This is a genomic window from Mycobacterium sp. HUMS_12744610, from assembly GCF_041206865.1.
GTDB lineage: Bacteria > Actinomycetota > Actinomycetes > Mycobacteriales > Mycobacteriaceae > Mycobacterium > Mycobacterium servetii.
Map to the genome: position 1 here is coordinate 102,163 of NZ_JBGEDP010000001.1, position 17,486 is coordinate 119,648.

14 protein-coding genes and 2 pseudogenes are annotated in these 17,486 nt (G+C 69.1%); 11 read left to right on the forward strand and 5 right to left on the reverse strand.

What is annotated here, in order from left to right:
• Positions 1 to 5: 5 nt before the first annotated feature.
• From eccA to AB8998_RS00520, 3 genes and pseudogenes are all read left to right on the forward strand, one after another.
• Positions 6 to 1,850: a type VII secretion AAA-ATPase EccA gene (gene eccA / locus AB8998_RS00510; RefSeq protein WP_369736310.1), complete on the forward strand. Its 1,845-nt coding sequence runs from the start codon at positions 6 to 8 to the stop codon at positions 1,848 to 1,850.
• A gap of 124 nt (positions 1,851 to 1,974) precedes the next feature.
• Positions 1,975 to 2,553, forward strand: a pseudogene (locus AB8998_RS00515) (S8 family serine peptidase); the annotation flags it as partial.
• Between the two features lie 85 nt (positions 2,554 to 2,638).
• The gene (locus AB8998_RS00520; RefSeq protein ID WP_369736312.1) at positions 2,639 to 3,238 is read left to right on the forward strand and encodes a TetR/AcrR family transcriptional regulator; all 600 of its coding nucleotides are present in this window, start codon (positions 2,639 to 2,641) and stop codon (positions 3,236 to 3,238) included.
• Positions 3,239 to 3,247: 9 nt separating this feature from the next.
• Here AB8998_RS00520 and AB8998_RS00525 read toward each other — a convergent pair whose 3' ends face one another.
• From AB8998_RS00525 to AB8998_RS00535, 3 genes are all read right to left on the reverse strand, one after another.
• On the reverse strand, positions 3,248 to 3,928 hold the full coding sequence (locus tag AB8998_RS00525; RefSeq protein ID WP_369736313.1) for a hypothetical protein: 681 nt from the start codon (positions 3,926 to 3,928) through the stop codon (positions 3,248 to 3,250).
• Positions 3,929 to 4,012: 84 nt separating this feature from the next.
• A complete protein-coding gene (locus AB8998_RS00530; protein WP_369736314.1) occupies positions 4,013 to 4,168 on the reverse strand; it encodes a hypothetical protein in 156 nt (51 codons plus the stop codon).
• 52 nt (positions 4,169 to 4,220) lie between these two features.
• Positions 4,221 to 4,568 carry a hypothetical protein gene (locus tag AB8998_RS00535; RefSeq protein WP_369736315.1) on the reverse strand — a complete coding sequence of 116 codons (348 nt, stop codon included), beginning with the start codon at positions 4,566 to 4,568 and terminating at the stop codon, positions 4,221 to 4,223.
• 190 nt (positions 4,569 to 4,758) lie between these two features.
• On the opposite strand from AB8998_RS00535, the gene AB8998_RS00540 reads away from it, so the two are divergent.
• The 5 genes from AB8998_RS00540 (at position 4,759) to AB8998_RS00560 (ending at position 8,709) form a co-directional block, all read left to right on the forward strand.
• A complete protein-coding gene (locus AB8998_RS00540; RefSeq protein WP_369736316.1) occupies positions 4,759 to 5,460 on the forward strand; it encodes an IS630 family transposase in 702 nt (233 codons plus the stop codon).
• 48 nt (positions 5,461 to 5,508) lie between these two features.
• Positions 5,509 to 6,909, forward strand: coding sequence for an IS1380 family transposase (locus AB8998_RS00545; protein WP_369736317.1), 1,401 nt, complete (start codon positions 5,509 to 5,511; stop codon positions 6,907 to 6,909).
• Between the two features lie 186 nt (positions 6,910 to 7,095).
• Entirely contained in the window at positions 7,096 to 7,527 is a 432-nt protein-coding gene (locus tag AB8998_RS00550; RefSeq protein ID WP_369736318.1) for a transposase, read from the forward strand.
• A gap of 527 nt (positions 7,528 to 8,054) precedes the next feature.
• Positions 8,055 to 8,306 (forward strand): hypothetical protein, encoded by a 252-nt coding sequence (locus AB8998_RS00555; RefSeq protein WP_369736319.1) that lies wholly within the window; start codon positions 8,055 to 8,057, stop codon positions 8,304 to 8,306.
• Between the two features lie 73 nt (positions 8,307 to 8,379).
• The gene (locus AB8998_RS00560) at positions 8,380 to 8,709 is read left to right on the forward strand and encodes a type VII secretion target (protein WP_369736320.1); all 330 of its coding nucleotides are present in this window, start codon (positions 8,380 to 8,382) and stop codon (positions 8,707 to 8,709) included.
• Between the two features lie 14 nt (positions 8,710 to 8,723).
• Here AB8998_RS00560 and AB8998_RS00565 read toward each other — a convergent pair whose 3' ends face one another.
• Positions 8,724 to 9,479 (reverse strand): transcriptional regulator, encoded by a 756-nt coding sequence (locus tag AB8998_RS00565; RefSeq protein ID WP_369736321.1) that lies wholly within the window; start codon positions 9,477 to 9,479, stop codon positions 8,724 to 8,726.
• Between AB8998_RS00565 and AB8998_RS00570 the strand changes: the two are divergent.
• Positions 9,378 to 9,659, forward strand: a pseudogene (locus tag AB8998_RS00570) (hypothetical protein); the annotation flags it as partial. The gene AB8998_RS00565 and the pseudogene AB8998_RS00570 sit on opposite strands and share 102 nt — an antisense overlap.
• A 112-nt stretch (positions 9,660 to 9,771) precedes the next feature.
• On the opposite strand, the gene AB8998_RS00575 reads toward AB8998_RS00570, so the two are convergent.
• The gene (locus tag AB8998_RS00575) at positions 9,772 to 10,923 is read right to left on the reverse strand and encodes a MinD/ParA family ATP-binding protein (protein ID WP_369736322.1); all 1,152 of its coding nucleotides are present in this window, start codon (positions 10,921 to 10,923) and stop codon (positions 9,772 to 9,774) included.
• A gap of 418 nt (positions 10,924 to 11,341) precedes the next feature.
• Here AB8998_RS00575 and gltB point away from each other — a divergent pair, with 418 nt between their 5' ends.
• Complete coding sequence (gene gltB / locus AB8998_RS00580; protein WP_369736323.1) at positions 11,342 to 15,937, forward strand: glutamate synthase large subunit; 4,596 nt, start codon at positions 11,342 to 11,344, stop codon at positions 15,935 to 15,937.
• Complete coding sequence (locus AB8998_RS00585) at positions 15,930 to 17,405, forward strand: glutamate synthase subunit beta (RefSeq protein WP_369736324.1); 1,476 nt, start codon at positions 15,930 to 15,932, stop codon at positions 17,403 to 17,405. Before gltB ends, AB8998_RS00585 begins: the two co-directional genes overlap by 8 nt.
• Positions 17,406 to 17,486 lie beyond the last annotated feature (81 nt).

Here is a 17,486-nt window from a genome sequence, read left to right on the forward strand (position 1 = left end):
ATTCGATGAGCGCATCCGACTTGCACACCGCCCGTAGGCTTTTCGATCGGGCGATGGCGCTCCGGAGAGAGCAGGGCCCGGCGGCCGCCCTGCCGGAATTCGTCGCCGCCACCGACGCCGACCCGTCGATGGCCGATGCGTGGCTGGGACGTATCGCCTGCGGCGACCACGCGCTGGCCTCGCTCAAACAACTCCACGCCACCAGCGAGTGGTTGCACCGCGAGACCACGCGCATCGGACAGACGCTGGCCGCCGAGATCCAGCTGGGCCCCTACATCGGGATCACCGTGGCCGATGCATCCCAGGTGGGGCTGGCGCTGTCGTCGGCGCTGACCATCGCGGGGGAGTACGCCGAGGCCGACAAGCTGCTGGACGACCGGGAGCTGCTGGATTCATGGGCCAACCACCAGTGGCACCAGCTGGCCCGGGCGTTTCTCATGTATGCCACGCAGCGCTGGCCCGAGGTGTTGTCGACGGCCGCCGAGGAGCTGCCGCCGCAGGCGATCGTCATGTCGGCGGTGACCGCGTCGATCTGCGCGCTGGCCGCCCACGCCGCCGCGCATCTCGGGCAGGGCCGGGTGGCGCTGGACTGGCTGGACCGCGTCGACGTCATCGGCCACAACTCCTCCTCGTCGCGCTTCGACGCCGACGTCCTGACGGCGTCCATCGGCCCGGCCGACATCCCGCTGCTCGTCGCAGACCTGGCGTACGTGCGGGGGATGGTGCACCGCCAGCTACGCGAGGAGGACATGGCCCAGATCTGGCTGTCGAAGGCCACCATCAACGGGGTGCTGACCGAGGCGGCCAAAGAAGCGTTGGCCGACCCGAACCTGCAGCTGGTCGTGACCGACGAGCAGACCATCGCCAGCCGCACCGACAAGTGGGACGCCGCGACCGCCAAGAGCCGCGAGCAACTCGACCACGACGACGCGGCGGGGCGGCGGGCCGAGTTGCTGGCCGAAGGCCGTGCGCTACTGGCCAGGCAGGTGGGCCTGGCGGCGGTCAAGGAGGCGGTGGCCGCCTTGGAGGACCAGCTCGAGGTGCGCATGATGCGCCTCGAGCACGGCCTGCCGGTGGAGGGGCAGACAAATCACATGCTGCTGGTCGGCCCGCCCGGCACCGGCAAGACGACCACCGCCGAGGCGCTGGGCAAGATCTACGCCGGGATGGGGATCGTGCGCCACCCCGAGATCCGCGAGGTCCGCCGGTCCGACTTCTGCGGGCACTACATCGGCGAGTCCGGTCCCAAGACCAACGCGTTGATCGAAAAGTCATTGGGAAGAATCATTTTCATGGACGAGTTCTACTCACTGGTCGAACGCCACCACGACGGGACGCCGGACATGATCGGCATGGAGGCCGTCAACCAACTGCTGGTCGCTTTGGAAGCCCACCGCTTCGACTTCTGTTTCATCGGGGCCGGCTATGAGGACCAGGTGGACGCGTTCCTGACCGTGAACCCGGGCCTGGCGGGCCGGTTCAACCGCAAGCTGCGGTTCGAGTCCTATTCCCCGGCCGAGATCGTCGAGATCGGGCGCCGCTACGCCGAGCCGCGCGCCAGCCTGCTCGACGACGCCGCGCGGGAAACGTTCCTGGATGCGGCCACCACGATCCGCAATTACACCACTCCCGGCGGGCGCCACGGCATCGACGCCATGCAGAATGGCCGGTTCGCGCGCAACGTCATCGAACGCGCCGAGGGTTTCCGCGACACCCGCGTCATCGCCCAGAAGCGCGCGGGCCGGCCGGTGACGGTGGAGGACCTGCAGATCATCACCGCCCCCGACATCGAGGCGGCGGTGCGCAGCGTGTGCTCGGACAACCGCGACATGGCCGCCATGGTCTGGTAGGGGTCTGGTAGCCGGGCTACCCGTAAATTGGTGCTGCGGCGGACCCGCGATGCGGGAAGATTCCTGTTGGCCGGCCAATCCGCCTCGCGGTCAAGTGAATAGCAAATGAACGGAGGGGCGCGGGGTGCACCGCATCTGGGCGATCACGGTCGCGCTCGCGCTCGTGCTCCTCGCCGCGCCCCCCGCACTGGCGGTGGCCCCGCCCTCGATCGACCCGGCCGCGATGCTACCCGACGAGACGGGGCCCGACCAGCCCGTCGCGCAGAAGCGCATGTGCAAGGCGCCGCTGACGTTGCCGGGCACCAACTTCCACGACCCGCCGTGGGCCAACACCTTCATGGGCGTCGGGCAGGCGCACAAGTTCGCGACCGGGGCCGGCGTCACGGTGGCGCTGATCGACACCGGCGTGGACGCCTCGCCGCGGGTGCCGGCCGAACCGGGCGGCGACTTCGTCGTCACCGACGGCGACGGGCTGACCGACTGCGACGCCCACGGCACCCTGATCGCCGGGCGGCCCGCGCTGACCGACGGCTTCGTCGGACTCGCGCCCGACGCACGGCTGACCTCGGTGCGCCAGACGTCGGAGGCCTTCGAGCCCAAGGACCAGAACCAGGCCAACCAGAACGACCCCAACCAGACACCGGCGGCGGGATCCATCCGCAGCCTGGCCCGTCCAGCGCGCGGTGGTCGCCGACTGGCTGTACTGGCAGCACCTTGCCGGTGTGCTCGACGCCGCCCTGACCGACGCCTCCTGAGCCGCCACCTCCCCGAGGCGGTAGTGTAGACGAATGACTACACCCGACGCGGGTTCCGCGCGTCCCGACGAGTTCGTGCCGACGGGCCGTGATGAGGTGATCGCGGCGATCCTGGACAGCGCGGGGCAGATGTTCGCCGACCGCGGGCCCGCGGCGGCGTCGATCCGCGATATCGCCGCGCGGGCGCGGGTGAACCACGGCCTGGTTTTCCGGCATTTCGGCAGCAAGGAGCGGCTGGTCTCGGCCGTGCTCGACCACCTGGCCGCCCAGCTGGCCAAGCTCATGGACGCCGGCGCCCCGGCGGCCGAGATCGAGGCGGCCGGCAGCCGCCAGCTGCGAGTGATCGCCCGGGCGCTCCTGGACGGGTATCCGGTGGGGCGGCTGCAGACCAGCTTCCCCGGCGCGGCCAAGCTCGTCGACGAAGTCCGGGCCCGCCACCACAGCGACGAGGAGGCGCGGCTGGCCGCCGCTCACGCCCTCGCCCTGCTGTTCGGCTGGCAGCTGTTCGAGCCGTTTCTGCGCTCGGCGACCGGGCTGCAGGACTACCCGGAGGGCGCGCTGCGGCAGTCGGTCGGGGCCGAGATGGGGCGCCTCGCCCTGGATCCGGCGGCCGGAGCCGGGCAGAATGCGTAGCGATGAGTGTCAGACCTCGAGCTGCGACGGTGCCGTAATCGGCTGTCCGGCAGGCTGATCGGGCACGGTCTCCGATGCCCGGGCGCCCGGTCCGGCTCCGTCGGCGTGCGCCTCGTCGTCGTCTGCGGGCGGTTCGGGTGTCGTGCTGCCACTGAGCTGCGCCGGGGTGGCGCTGCCGCCCGGCATGCTCGACACGGCGCCCTGGGTGCTCTGCAGGACGCTCTGTGCGGTGTACCCCGCCATCCCCACCGACTGGCCGTGTTGAGTCAGCGGGCCGAGCTGTGGCATCGACGGCAGCGAAAGCCCTTGTAGCGCAGGCGCTTCGGGTGCCCCGGGAGTTTCGCCGTCGTCCGGATGCTCCGCCGCCGCACCCGCCGAGCGACGCGCGGACGTCGACCGCGACTGGCCGGTGGCCCCGAAATCGACCCGGCTGACATGGTCGCTCAGGCGCTGATCGGTTTCGGCGTAGATGCCGGCCGCGGCGGTGATGCTGGACCCGGTTCTGGTCAGGGCGGCTTTCACGGCGGGCAATCCGTCGACCACCGGTGCCTCGACGACCGGCAGGGTTTCGTCGATCGCCGCCGAAAGGGCATCCCTTCCGCCTACGACGAGTCGCGGCGGAGCAACCGGGAAAACCAGCGCCTGCAATGCCGACCCGGCGGTTTCCAGGCGGGCCGGATCGACGATCACAAATTCGACGATGCCAAATACCCGGACGCCCAGGCCCGTCAGCGGGCGCAGAGCGCACTGCCGGACCCCGCCAAATGGGAGGGCTCAGCGGCCGATGCCTACGCCGCGCATATCCGCACCATGGTGGCGCGCATCGACGACGGCTCCGCCGCCGGCCCCGATTCGCTGCTGACTGCCGACGCGCTGATGAAAACACTTGTCGACCGGGAAGCCCAGATAAACAAGGACTATCGCCGCCATATCACCGAAGTGAAGGATGGACTGGGCATCGCCATCTTAGTGGTCTTGCCCGTTAATTCGTCGGGGGTTGTTGCCATGCGGTGGGGTCGCCGAGGTAGAGGCCACAGGCGCAGTCGAGGGCTTCTTCGGGACTGCCCGAGGGAGTTCCGTTGGGCAGGAATGAGTCTTCATATTTGTCGCTGCTGGCCAGGTAGATGGCGAATCCCCAGATGCTGGCCGAGCCGTTGTAGCGCAGCCGCATCAAGGGCATGACGGCTTGGTCGGGCAGGGCGGCTTCGACGTAGGCGAATTGGCCGTGGAATCGGGTGGTGATCGCGCTCAGCTGCGGCCACCTGTTACTGGCATGTTCGCGCAGCTTCCAGCGCAGTGAATTCTTGGTTGATTCCGGTGGTTTCGGCATGGCTTCGATGGTGCCCGATCAGCGTGGCGCGGGCCGGTCATCGGCGTGTCGTGACCAGCCCGTGATCCGCCAAAATGTGACGGTTGAGGCATGAGTGATGGATGTGACGACAGGGTCGGGGCCCGGGCATGGTGATGGTCAGCCCGCACCGGATCACGCTGAGCGCCCAAGACCGCGACACCCTCAACGGGTGGGTGCGCGCCGGGCCACACCACAAAAACTGGTGCTGCGCGCGATGATCGTGTTGCTGGCCGCCGACGGCGCGCCGAACGCGGCGATCGCCGAGGAACTGGGCATCTGCGTGGACACCGCGCGTAAGTGGCGGGCCCGGTTCGCCGGCAAGGGCATCGAGGGCCTGGCCGATGCGCCGCGTTCGGGGCGCCCACCGATCTACACCCCGGCCGACCGGGCCAAGGTCACCGCTTGGGCGTGCGAGCTGCCCGCCGAACACGACCTGCCGCTGTCGCGATGGAGTGCTGTGGATCTAGCCGCCCAACTGCGCCGCGACGGCATCGCGGCATCGGTGTCCACGGTGCGCCGCTGGCTGGACCACGATGCGCTCAAACCATGGCAGCACCGATCGTGGATCTTCGTGCGCGACCCCGACTTCGAGGCCAAAGCCGCCGTTGTGCTCGAGTTGTACGCCCGCACCTATCAGGGCACCCCACTGGGAGCCGATGAATACGTGATCTCCGCCGACGAGAAACCCTCGATCCAGGCCCGCGACCGGTGCCACCGCACCGTAGCGACCCGGCCGGGGCGCCCGATGCGGGTCAATCACGACTACCACCGCCGCGGCGCGCTGGCGTATCTGGCCGCCTACCTGGATTTTTCATCGAATGTGGAGCTCAGGGGTGTCGTTAACGTGAAAGGTGCACTGCCGCAAGGATAATCGGAGTATTCGAGGCTCGGTTATCCAGGATGGGAGTGCACCTGTCAGATGCAGGCTACTACGGATTGGTCGAAGAATGTCCGAGTTGAGGTCCGTGGCGACGACGTGGTCGGGCACGCCGGTAACGTGATACCCCGGTTGCTGGCCGACAATCTGGGTTTGACCAGCGGTTTGTCGTCGGTGCTGTCGCGCCCAGAAGTCACCCACGACCGAGGCGCGGTGTTGCGCGATGTGGCGGTATCGATCGCCGGCGGCGCGCAGAACCTGGCCGGCACCGCGGTGCTGCGCGATCAGCACCGGTTGTTTCAGGCGGTGGCGTCGGTTCCGGCGATGTGGCGGTCCCTGGGCGAGATCGACGAGCAGAGCATCACCGAGGTCACGGCCGTGCGCAACAAGGTCCGCTCTCGGGTGTGGGAGGCGATCGAGGCCCGCCACGGTGCGATCCCGGCTTCGCAGACCTGCTATGGGGACCTCGGGGACACGATCGTGATCCGCATCGACGCGTCGCTGATTCAGTCGCACAGCGATAAGCAGCACGCCGCAGGCAATTTCAAAGGCGGGTTTGGCTTCCACCCGCTGTTGGCGTGGTGTGACAACACCGGCGAACTGCTGGCGGTGATCGCCCGTGCAGGCAACGCCGGCTCGAACACCGCGGCCGATCATATCGCGATCATCGACGCCGCGATCGCGGCGATCCCGGCCAAGTGGCGCCGCAAGTTGCTGGTCACCATCGACGGCGCGGGTTCAAGCCACGCCGTCGTCGAACACCTGGAGAAACTCAATGCCCGGCCGGGGATGTCAGTGGGCTACTCGGTCGGATTCGACCTCGATGAGCGGGTCCGGGTCGCGATCGGCCAGATGCCCGATGCGGGATGGCAAGCCGCACTGGATGCCACCGGAGCGGCCCGTGACGACGCCCAGGTCGCCGAGTTGACCGGGCTGCTGCGCCACAGCACCGGAGGGGATCGGCTGGTCGGCTGGCCGGCCGGCATGCGCATCCTGGTGCGGCGCGAAGAAATCGAACACGGCACCCAGTTGTCATTGTTCGAGCAGCTGGCCGGCTACCGCTACCAGGTCCTCGCCACCTCGACTGCCGGTGGACAACCCCAGCGACTGGAAGCCCGCCACCGCGTCCACGCCCGGGTGGAGGGCTTCATCCGCACCGGCAAAGACACCGGCCTGGCCCGCTGGCCCTCACACTCGTTCGCCATCAACACCGCTTGGGTCACCGCCGTCGCGATCGCCATCGACCTGCTGTGCTGGATGCGACTGCTACTCCTGGACGGCCCACTGGCCAAAGCCGAACCCGCCACCCTGCGCTACCGGCTGCTGCACGCCGCGGCCCGGCTGATCAAACGATCCCGCTACCTGATCCTGCGGATCCCCCAAACCTGGCCCTGGGCACAAGAATTCGCCGACGCCCTCAACAGGGTCCGCGCCATACCCTGACCCACAGGCCCCTATGCCCTCTCGACCCCAAGAAAGGAGTAACCACCCCCGGGATAAAGGACCCGGCGTCACCGCACGACACGCGGCGCCGCCGCCTACCCCCAGCCTCAAAACCTCGACAAAGCTGCCGCCCCGCAGACCGCCACAGCAGAACCCGGGCCACCGTGAAATTCTGAGGCCTACGACGTGCACCAGGCCCGGGTCTTCGGCCGTTGCGAGACCTCCACCGGCATCAAGGCGTTCACCCGACTGGTCGACCAGGTCATGACCAGCCAGCCCTACGCATCAGCCACGCGGGTGTTCTTCATCGTCGATAACGGCTCCTCACACCGCGGTATCGCCGCGATCGACCGGCTCAGCGCCCGCTACCCGAATGCGACCATGATCCACACCCCCGTGCACGCCTCCTGGCTCAACCAAGTCGAGATCTACTTCTCCATCGTCCAGCGGAAAGTACTCACCCCCAACGACTTCCCCGACCTCACCGTGCTCGAGCAACGCCTGGCAACATTCCAGGATTGCTACAACCGCACCGCCGAACCATTCCGCTGGCGATACACCAGCGCTGACCTTCACCAACACCTCACCCGGCTCGACCACCACACCCCTGCCGCATGACCCCCGACGAATTAACGGGCAAGACCACTTAGTCGCCATCGCGATGAATCGCTGGTGGCCCAAGGCGTCGATCCCGTTCGAGATCATCGTTTCGACCACCGCGCTGCTCGCGGTCAACGGCATGCTCACCGCAATGGCGTGGCAATCCCGCGATCAGACCGCGGCGGGGGCGCAGCCGCTGATCGCCGCGTATCGCGACATGCTGACAAAGATCGCGACCGAGCTGGAAAGCCTGGGCGCGGACGTCCCGTCGGCCGTCAAGGACGCGTTGCCATCGACCGCTCGCGGCTTCTCGGACGTCCTGCACTCCCGCTCCGCGTCCGGCGTCGGCTCCGGCGTCACGGCGGGCCGTTCCGGGTTTGACTGGCCGCACCGGCGGTTCGAGCGGGGAACGCGCCCGGGTGGCCGTCGGTGCCGGCGCCCGGGACACCGGCGCTCGCTACGGTGGGGACGATCTTTAAGACGGGGCGGCCGAGCCGGTCGAAGCGCCGCAGGCGCCGCAAACCCCGGCGGCGCCGGTGATTCCGATGCCGACGCTGTCCCAGCTGGCGCAGCTGTCCGGGCAGGCGGCTAAGCTGTCGGCGCATGGCTCCCAGCACATGAACCTGGTCAACCAGGCGATGGGGCAGGTCCAGCAGATCGCGTCCATGTCCCAGCAGGGGCAAGGCGCCGCGGCGCCGGGCGTTGAGGCTGCCGAGCGCGCCCCCCTCGGCAGCGACGGTGCGGTGGTCACGAGCGAGCCGGCAACGGAGGCCGGCCCGGGGCAGCGCGTCGTGTGATGCCCCGGCGCGGCGATGGCGGTGCGGGCGCACGTCCCACAGCATCGAGCATCAGCAGGAGCGGAGGACAGCCATGACCGATTTGCGCGTCGACCCGACTTATCTGAAGGATCTGGCGAGGAAACTCGACAACGGCAAAACCGACGACGTGAGGGCCGATCTCGCCGAGGCCAACAAGAAGCTCAACGACATGACCTGGGACATGTGGTGGACCCACGGCCCGGCCTGCGGCGACGGCAATATCGCCGTGTCCGAGGTGGTCGCCTTGCGCGGCGCGGTGATCGCGGGTTTGGACGCCATGGCCCAGGCCCTCGCCGTGTGCCTGAAGGACGGCAGTACCGCGTACGCGGTCACCGAGGACGAGCCCGGTGCGAATCTGCGACGGCAGGTGCTCGATCGCTGATCGGGCCTACCCGCTCAACCGAGCTGGCGTAGCAGCGTTTCGATCGCCTCGGTGGCCTCGGCCGGCAACGGTTCCTGCGCTTCGGCCCGGGCGATGGTGTCCTCGGGGACCCCGGCCGCATGCGCGGTCTCCAGGGCGGACAGTTTAGCCCGCCGCCGGGTCGTGTAAAGCCGCTGCGCCAGTAGGGCATTCGGTGCGTCGGCCCCCCGCGTCATCAATTCGTCGAACTGGCGGCGCACCGTGCTCAGCGCGTTGATGAGCTCGGGGGTCATCCGGCTGATGCGGGTGGCCCGCACGGCAATGGTCTCCAGCTGGCGCAGATTGGCCAGGATCGGCGTCGCGCGCTCCGAGAATTCGGGGTCGTCGGCCGGCGGCAGTGCGGCGATGGCCAGGCTGCAGCCGTCCACCGCCGCCACGACGGCCTGTGCGATCAGCGACACCGAGCTGTCGGGCTCGGGTCGCTCCGATGCCGCGTCCTCGGGGGGCGGCGCCTGCGTCGGCGCCGCGTCGGGGGCCGGCGCGCCCCGACGAATCCTCGCAATCGTCCCGGCGGGCCACTGCAGGACTTCCTCGAGCTTGGCCCGGGTCCGCGTGCGGGGCCAGCTGCGCCCCTTCTCGAAGGCGATGAGCGCGCCGGCGTTGATGACGCCGGCGGCCGCGAGGCTGCGCTGACTGATGTCGAGTTCACGGCGGCGGGCGGCGGCCGCCGCACCGGCGCCTGCACGCAGGATCCCGACCGTTGGACCACGACGCCCGACGACGAGGTCCAAGCCCTGTACCGGGCCTGCCCGCGCCGGTGGGCATGACCCCGCGACGCCGTGGAGTCGCCGGGTGCAGAAGGGCTGTGGGTGGAGGTTGTGATCCCCGAGTCCGGCCGGCCCGGGACATTTGCGTTGCGGCAATTGCGTTCATTGGCCGAACAAAACGGGTATCCCGCGCGGGAACCGGTGGGGTCGGCCCGACGCGCCCGCCCGGGCCGCTGCTTGAGGGGTCAGCGGCCGGGCATGGCCCGCAGGACTGGCCGCGCCCGGTCGCCTGCACGCTCGACGGTCCTCCTGACGGTCAGCCGTCGCCGTCGGTGGGCACCTTGCGCCCACGGTCGGGGCGTGCCGCGAAATATCCCGTGATCGCCGCGGTGATCTGCAGGAACTTTCGCCGGGTAGCCGGGGCCATCTCGCGCCGCACGTCGATGACCCCGCCGGGCCGCAGATGCGGGTCGAAGGGAACTTCCACGACCGGACGGCCGTGCTCGACGAACTCGCGGGCCAGCGCCGCCCGGGTGCGTTTGTCGGCGTGACCGTCGGAATCGTTGAGCGCCACGACGCTGTTCTGCAGCAGCCGGGTCAGGCCCTGGTCGGACAGCCACTCCATAGTCCGGGCAGCGGCGGAGGCGCCGTCGGCCCACGGCGAGGACACCACGATCAGCGCGTCGAGATCCCGCAGCACTTCCCGCGTGAGCGGCGCGTCCATCGTCGAACCGCAGTCGACGACCGAGATCGCGAAATGGCGGTCCAACCGCAGCGCGGCCTCCCGGTAGATGGCAGGGTCGAGCACCCGGCGCGGGCCGGACGCCGGTTCGCCGCGCAGGACGTGCAACCCGACTTGGTTGCGGCCGAGGCGGGCGACCACGTCGTCGAACGAGCGCGGGTTGGTGCCGGCGGCGAGTTCCCAGAACGAGCCGTTCGTCCGCGGATCGATCCGGCTGCTCAGCCGGCCGAAGGCGGTGTCGGCGTCGATCGCCACGACGTGGTCCTGGCGGTATTCGGCCAGCAGCGATCCGACGCTGGCGGCAACCGACGTCTTCCCCACGCCGCCCTTGCCGAGGACGCCCACCTTGTAGATGCCGCGCAGGGGTGCGCGGATCGCCGTCTCGAACCGGGTCTCCTGGAGTTGCGCGGCCGAAGGGCCCGGCCTGACACGGTCGAAGGTGACCAGCCGGACCACCCGACGCCAACCACGGCCGGGGAGCAGCGCAGGCGGCGCGGGCTGGGGCGCGCCGGTGGGAGGGGCCGGAGCCTCCGGCGGCGGGGCCGCGTCCCGCGCAGGCGGCGGGGGAGGTTTCGGTGGCCCGGGCGCCCGGGCGGCGGGGGGCGTGGGGGCGGGTTGCTGTGCGGGCGGGGCAGGACGGGGCGGAACCGCCTGCCGACTCGAGGGGCGGTCCCCGGGCGCCTTCGGCTGCAGACGGTCCCGGAGGAATTCGTCGCGCTGGTTCATGGGCTCCTCGGATGCCGATGCGGACCAGTATCGATCCAGTATCGGCCACCGGCCGCGGCCGCGGCCCGCGCACGGCGGCGCCGCGCCGGTCGGCCCGCGCCCGCCGTGCACCGCGCGGCGGCGCCTCCCAGCAGCCACTTCGCCGAATTTACGCTGGCGCCGGACGCCGGGTTAGACTTGAACGAAGTTGGCATGTCAGGCGGGTTTTGTCATATCGTTTTACGACTTGTCGAGACCGGTTCCAGGCCACCGTTCAGCGCTGCACGGATACATCCCTAACAGGATCATCTCCGCCTGGGAGACAGCCTATCGACAAGACCGAAGGGGTGTGAGCCCGCAACCTCCGGGTGCGACCTCAGCGGAGCGGCCCGAAGGATCGGCGGCCGCGCGGAACGTTCAGGTGAAGGGTCAGGTGCATATGACGCCCAAGCGCGTCGGGTTGTATAACCCCGCGTTCGAGCACGATTCGTGTGGGGTAGCCATGGTCGTCGACATGCACGGCCGGCGTAGCCGCGACATCGTGGACAAGGCCATCACCGCGCTGCTCAACCTCGAACACCGCGGCGCCCAGGGCGCCGAGCCGCGCAGCGGTGACGGCGCGGGCATCCTGATCCAGGTTCCCGACGCCTTCCTGCGTGAGGTCGTGGACTTCGAGTTGCCGGCCCCGGGCAGCTATGCCACCGGGATAGCGTTCCTGCCGCAGTCCTCCAAGGACGCCGCGGCCGCATGCGCCGCGGTGGAGAAGATCGCCGAGGCCGAGGGGCTGACGGTGCTGGGCTGGCGCAACGTGCCCACCGACGACTCGTCGCTGGGCGCGCTGTCGCGCGACGCGATGCCCACCTTCCGCCAGGTGTTCATGGCGGGTGCCTCCGGCATGACGCTGGAGCGCCGCGCCTACGTGGTGCGCAAGCGTGCCGAGCACGAACTCGGCACCAAGGGCCCGGGCCAGGACGGCCCGGGCCGCGAAACCGTCTACTTCCCAAGCCTTTCCGGTCAGACGTTCGTCTACAAGGGCATGCTGACCACGCCGCAGCTCAAGGCGTTCTATCTGGACCTGCAGGACGACCGGTTGACCAGCGCGCTGGGCATCGTGCATTCCCGGTTCTCCACCAACACCTTTCCGTCGTGGCCGCTGGCGCACCCGTTCCGGCGCATCGCCCACAACGGCGAGATCAACACCGTCACCGGCAACGAGAACTGGATGCGGGCCCGCGAGGCGCTGATCAAGACCGACATCTTCGGGTCGGAAGCCGACGTCGAGAAGCTGTTCCCGATCTGCACGCCGGGTGCGTCCGACACCGCCCGCTTCGACGAGGTGCTCGAGCTGCTGCACCTGGGTGGGCGCAGCCTGGCCCACTCGGTGCTGATGATGATTCCCGAGGCCTGGGAACGGCACGAGTCGATGGACCCCGCGCGGCGGGCGTTCTACGCCTACCACGCCTCGTTGATGGAGCCGTGGGACGGCCCGGCGTCGATGACGTTCACCGACGGCACCATCGTCGGCGCGGTGCTCGACCGCAACGGCCTGCGGCCGTCGCGCATCTGGGTGACCGAGGACGGTCTGGTGGTCATGGCGTCGGAGGCCGGCGTGCTCGACCTGGACCCGGCCAAGGTGGTGCGTCGGATGCGCCTGCAGCCGGGCCGGATGTTCCTCGTGGACACCGCGCAGGGCCGCATCGTGGCCGACGAGGAGATCAAGGCGGAGCTGGCCGCCGAGCACCCCTACCAGGAGTGGCTCGACAAGGGTCTCATCCCGCTGGAGGACCTGCCGCAGGGCGACTACGTGCGGATGCCGCACGAGCGACTCGTCAAGCGTCAGTTGGCGTTCGGCTACACCTACGAAGAGCTCAACCTGCTGGTGGCGCCGATGGTGCGCACCGGCGCCGAGCCGATCGGGTCGATGGGCACCGACACCCCGGTCGCGGTGCTGTCGCAGCGTCCGCGGATTCTGTACGACTACTTCCAGCAGATGTTCGCCCAGGTGACCAACCCGCCGTTGGACGCCATCCGCGAGGAGGTGGTGACCAGCCTTCGGGTCACCACCGGCGGGGAGCGCGACCTGCTCACGCCCGAAGCGGCATCCTGTCACCAGATCAGGCTGCCGCAGCCGATCCTGCGCAACCACGAGCTGGCCAAGCTGGTCAACCTCGACCCGGACGACGAGGTCAACGGTTATCCGCACGGCATGCGTTCGGCGGTGATTCGCTGTCTGTACCCGGTGGCCGAGGGTGGAGCTGGCCTGGCCGCCGCGCTGGACGGGGTGCGGGCGCAGGCGTCGGCCGCCATCGCCGACGGCGCGCGGGTCATCATCCTGTCCGACCGCGAATCCGACGAGACGATGGCGCCGATCCCGTCGTTGCTCGCGGTGGCGGGCGTGCATCATCACCTGGTGCGCGACCGGACGCGCACCCAGGCGGGCCTGGTCGTGGAGACCGGCGACGCCCGCGAGGTGCACCACATGGCGCTCCTGGTCGGCTGCGGCGCGGCGGCGATCAACCCCTACCTCGCGTTCGAGTCGATCGAGGACATGCTCGACCGGGGTGTTTTCGAGGGCGTCTTCGACGGTTTCGACCGCGACACGGCGCTCAACAACTACGTCAAGGCCGCCGGCAAGGGCGTGCTCAAAGTGATGTCCAAGATGGGCATCTCGACGCTGGCCTCCTACACGGGGGCGCAGCTCTTCCAAGCGGTGGGGATCTCCGAGGACGTCCTCGACGAGTACTTCACCGGGCTGGCCTGCGCGACCGGCGGGATCACCCTGGAGGACATCGCCGCCGACGTTGCCGCCCGGCACCGCCTGGCCTACCTGGACCGGCCCGAGGAGCGCGCGCACCGCGAACTCGAGGTGGGCGGGGAGTACCAGTGGCGGCGCGAGGGCGAGTACCACCTTTTCAACCCCGAGACGGTCTTCAAGCTGCAACACTCGACCCGCACCGGCCAGTACAAGATCTTCAAGGAGTACACCCGCCTGGTCGACGACCAGAGCGAGCGGATGGCCTCCCTGCGCGGGCTGCTGAAGTTCCGCTCCGACGTTCGCCCGCCGGTGCCGCTGGACGAGGTCGAGCCGGCCAGCGAGATCGTCAAGCGCTTCTCGACGGGCGCGATGAGCTACGGGTCGATCTCCGCCGAGGCCCACGAGACGCTCGCCATCGCGATGAATCGGCTCGGTGGGCGGTCCAACAGCGGTGAGGGCGGCGAGGACGTCGCACGGTTCGACCGCGACCCCAACGGCGACTGGCGCCGCAGCGCGATCAAGCAGGTCGCCTCCGGGCGGTTCGGCGTAACGTCGCACTACCTGACGAACTGCACCGACATCCAGATCAAGATGGCCCAGGGCGCCAAACCCGGTGAGGGCGGCCAACTTCCGGGACACAAGGTGTACCCGTGGGTCGCCGAGGTGCGGCATTCGACGCCCGGAGTCGGGCTCATCTCGCCGCCGCCGCATCACGACATCTACTCCATCGAGGACCTGGCGCAGCTCATCCACGACTTGAAGAACGCCAATCCCTCGGCGCGGGTGCACGTGAAACTGGTGTCCGAGAACGGCGTCGGCACGGTGGCCGCGGGCGTGTCCAAGGCGCACGCCGACGTGGTGCTGATCTCCGGGCACGACGGCGGCACCGGGGCCACCCCGCTGACGTCGATGAAGCACGCCGGGGCGCCGTGGGAGCTCGGCCTGGCCGAGACGCAGCAGACCTTGCTGCTCAACGGGTTACGCGACCGGATCGTCGTCCAGGTCGACGGTCAGCTGAAGACGGGGCGCGACGTGATGATCGCCGCGCTGCTCGGCGCCGAGGAATTCGGTTTCGCCACCGCGCCGTTGGTGGTGTCCGGCTGCATCATGATGCGGGTATGTCATCTGGACACCTGCCCGGTCGGCGTGGCGACCCAGAACCCGCTGCTGCGCGAGCGTTTCAACGGCAAGCCCGAGTTCGTGGAGAACTTCTTCATGTTCCTCGCCGAGGAAGTCCGGGAATACATGGCGCAGCTAGGTTTCCGGAACTTCAACGAGGTCGTCGGGCAGGTCGGCTCGCTGGACACCACGCTGGCCCGCGCGCACTGGAAGGCGCACCGGCTGGATTTGGCGCCGGTGCTGCACGAGCCGGAGTCGGCCTTCATGAACCAGGACCTGTACTGCAGCTCGAGTCAGGATCACGGTCTGGACAAGGCGCTGGATCAGCAGTTGATCGTGATGAGCCGCGAGGCGCTGGATTCCGGTAAGCCGGTGCGGTTCTCCACCACGATCAGCAACGTGAACCGCACGGTGGGCACGATGTTGGGCCACGAGTTGACGAAAGCCTATGGTGGGCAGGGCCTGCCGGACGGAACCATCGACATCACCTTCGAGGGCTCCGCGGGCAACAGCTTCGGCGCATTCGTGCCGCGGGGGATCACGTTGCGTGTCTACGGCGACGCCAACGACTACGTCGGCAAGGGTCTGTCGGGTGGCCGGCTCGTGGTTCGCCCGTCGGACAATGCCCCGCAGGATTATGTGGCCGAGGACAACATCATCGGGGGCAACGTCATCTTGTTCGGTGCCACCAGTGGGGAGGCTTACTTGCGCGGCGTGGTCGGCGAGCGATTCGCGGTGCGCAACTCCGGGGCGCACGCCGTGGTGGAGGGCGTCGGCGACCACGGGTGCGAATACATGACCGGGGGCAAGGTCGTCATCCTCGGCCGTACCGGCCGCAACTTCGCGGCCGGCATGTCCGGCGGGGTGGCCTACGTCTACGATCCGGACGGCGAACTGCCGCAATATCTCAACACCGAGATGGTGGAACTCGAGAGCCTCGAGTCCGACGACGAGGAATGGCTGCACGGCATGATCCAGGCGCACGTCGACAACACCGATTCCGCGGTCGGGCAGCGGATCCTGGCCGACTGGCCGGGGCAGCGGCGGCATTTCGCCAAGGTAATGCCGCGGGACTACAAGCGGGTGTTGCAGGCGATCGCCGAGGCCGAGCGCGACGGCCTGGACGTCGACAAGGCGATCATGGCGGCCGCGCATGGCTGACCCGTCCGGCTTCCTGAAGTTCACGCACCGGGAACTGCCGAAGCGCCGTCCTGTCCCGCTGCGGTTGCGCGACTGGAACGAGGTCTACGAGGACTTCGACTCCGAGACGTTGCGCGAGCAGGCGACCCGCTGCATGGACTGCGGCATTCCCTTCTGCCACAACGGCTGCCCGCTGGGCAACTTGATCCCGGAATGGAATGACCTGGTCCGCAACGGTCGGTGGCGCGACGCCATCGAGCGGTTGCACGCCACGAACAACTTCCCCGACTTCACCGGCCGGCTCTGCCCGGCGCCGTGTGAGCCGGCCTGCGTGCTCGGCATCAACCAGGATCCGGTGACGATCAAGCAGATCGAGCTCGAGATCATCGACAGGGCTTTCGAGGAAGGCTTCGTGACGCCGCTACCCCCGCACACGCGGTCCGGAAAGACGGTCGCGGTGGTGGGTTCGGGCCCGGCGGGCCTGGCCGCGGCGCAGCAGCTCACCCGCGCCGGCCACGCCGTCACCGTGTTCGAGCGTGCGGACCGCATCGGCGGCCTGCTGCGCTACGGCATTCCGGAGTTCAAGATGGAAAAGCGCGTCCTGGACCGGCGGCTGGACCAGATGCGCGCCGAGGGAACCGAATTCCGGCCCGGCGTCAACGTCGGGGTCGACCTCACCGTCGAGGCGCTGCGCGCCGACTTCGACGCGGTGGTCCTGGCCGGCGGAGCCACCGACTGGCGCGACCTGCCGGTGCCCGGCCGCGAGCTGGACGGTATCCACCAGGCGATGGAGTTCCTGCCCTGGGGCAACAAGCAGGCGCTCGGCGACCTCGGCGACGGGGAGGTCGGTCCGGACGGGCAGCCGCCGATCACCGCCAAGGGCAAAAAGGTCATCATCATCGGCGGCGGTGACACCGGGGCGGACTGCCTGGGGACCGTGCACCGGCAGGGCGCGGTCGCGGTGCACCAGTTCGAGATCATGCCGCGGCCGCCGGACACCCGCGCGCAATCCACGCCCTGGCCGACCTACCCGCTGATGTACCGGGTGTCCTCGGCGCACGAAGAGGGCGGCGAGCGGGTGTTCTCGGTGAACACCGAGGAGTTCGTCGGCAAGGACGGTCGCGTGACCGGGCTCAAGGCGCACGAGGTCACCATGCAGGACGGCAAGTTCGTCAAGGTCGAGGGCTCGGAGTTCGAGCTCGAGGCGGACCTGGTGCTGCTGGCGATGGGGTTCGTCGGGCCCGAGAAGCCGGGCCTGCTCACCGACCTCGGGGTCAAGCTGACCGAGCGCGGAAACGTCGCGCGCGGTGCCGATTTCGAGACGTCGGTGCCCGGCGTCTTCGTCGCCGGCGACATGGGCCGGGGCCAGTCGCTGATCGTCTGGGCGATCGCCGAGGGCAGGGCCGCGGCCGCGGGCGTGGACCGCTACCTGATGGGGTCGACGGCGCTGCCGGCGCCCGTCAAGCCGACCGCGGTGCCGCTTCAGTAATCACAACAGTAACGCCAGAAACACGCGTAACAAAATCGGCGAGTCTGGCCCCGTTTGCCAGAGGACGGGTGTCTAATGATT

Bases quoted from the DNA above. Each gene is read 5' to 3' on its own strand.
- AB8998_RS00520 (WP_369736312.1), top strand. From the start codon at position 2,639: ATGACTACACCCGACGCGGGTTCCGCGCGTCCCGACGAGTTCGTGCCG.
- AB8998_RS00560 (WP_369736320.1), top strand. From the start codon at position 8,380: ATGACCGATTTGCGCGTCGACCCGACTTATCTGAAGGATCTGGCGAGG.
- AB8998_RS00585 (WP_369736324.1), top strand. From the start codon at position 15,930: ATGGCTGACCCGTCCGGCTTCCTGAAGTTCACGCACCGGGAACTGCCG.
- AB8998_RS00530 (WP_369736314.1), bottom strand. From the start codon at position 4,168: ATGGCGGCGATAGTCCTTGTTTATCTGGGCTTCCCGGTCGACAAGTGT.
- AB8998_RS00555 (WP_369736319.1), top strand. From the start codon at position 8,055: ATGCCGACGCTGTCCCAGCTGGCGCAGCTGTCCGGGCAGGCGGCTAAG.
- AB8998_RS00545 (WP_369736317.1), top strand. From the start codon at position 5,509: ATGCAGGCTACTACGGATTGGTCGAAGAATGTCCGAGTTGAGGTCCGT.
- gltB (WP_369736323.1), top strand. From the start codon at position 11,342: ATGACGCCCAAGCGCGTCGGGTTGTATAACCCCGCGTTCGAGCACGAT.
- AB8998_RS00535 (WP_369736315.1), bottom strand. From the start codon at position 4,568: ATGCCGAAACCACCGGAATCAACCAAGAATTCACTGCGCTGGAAGCTG.
- eccA (WP_369736310.1), top strand. From the start codon at position 6: ATGAGCGCATCCGACTTGCACACCGCCCGTAGGCTTTTCGATCGGGCG.
- AB8998_RS00575 (WP_369736322.1), bottom strand. From the start codon at position 10,923: ATGAACCAGCGCGACGAATTCCTCCGGGACCGTCTGCAGCCGAAGGCG.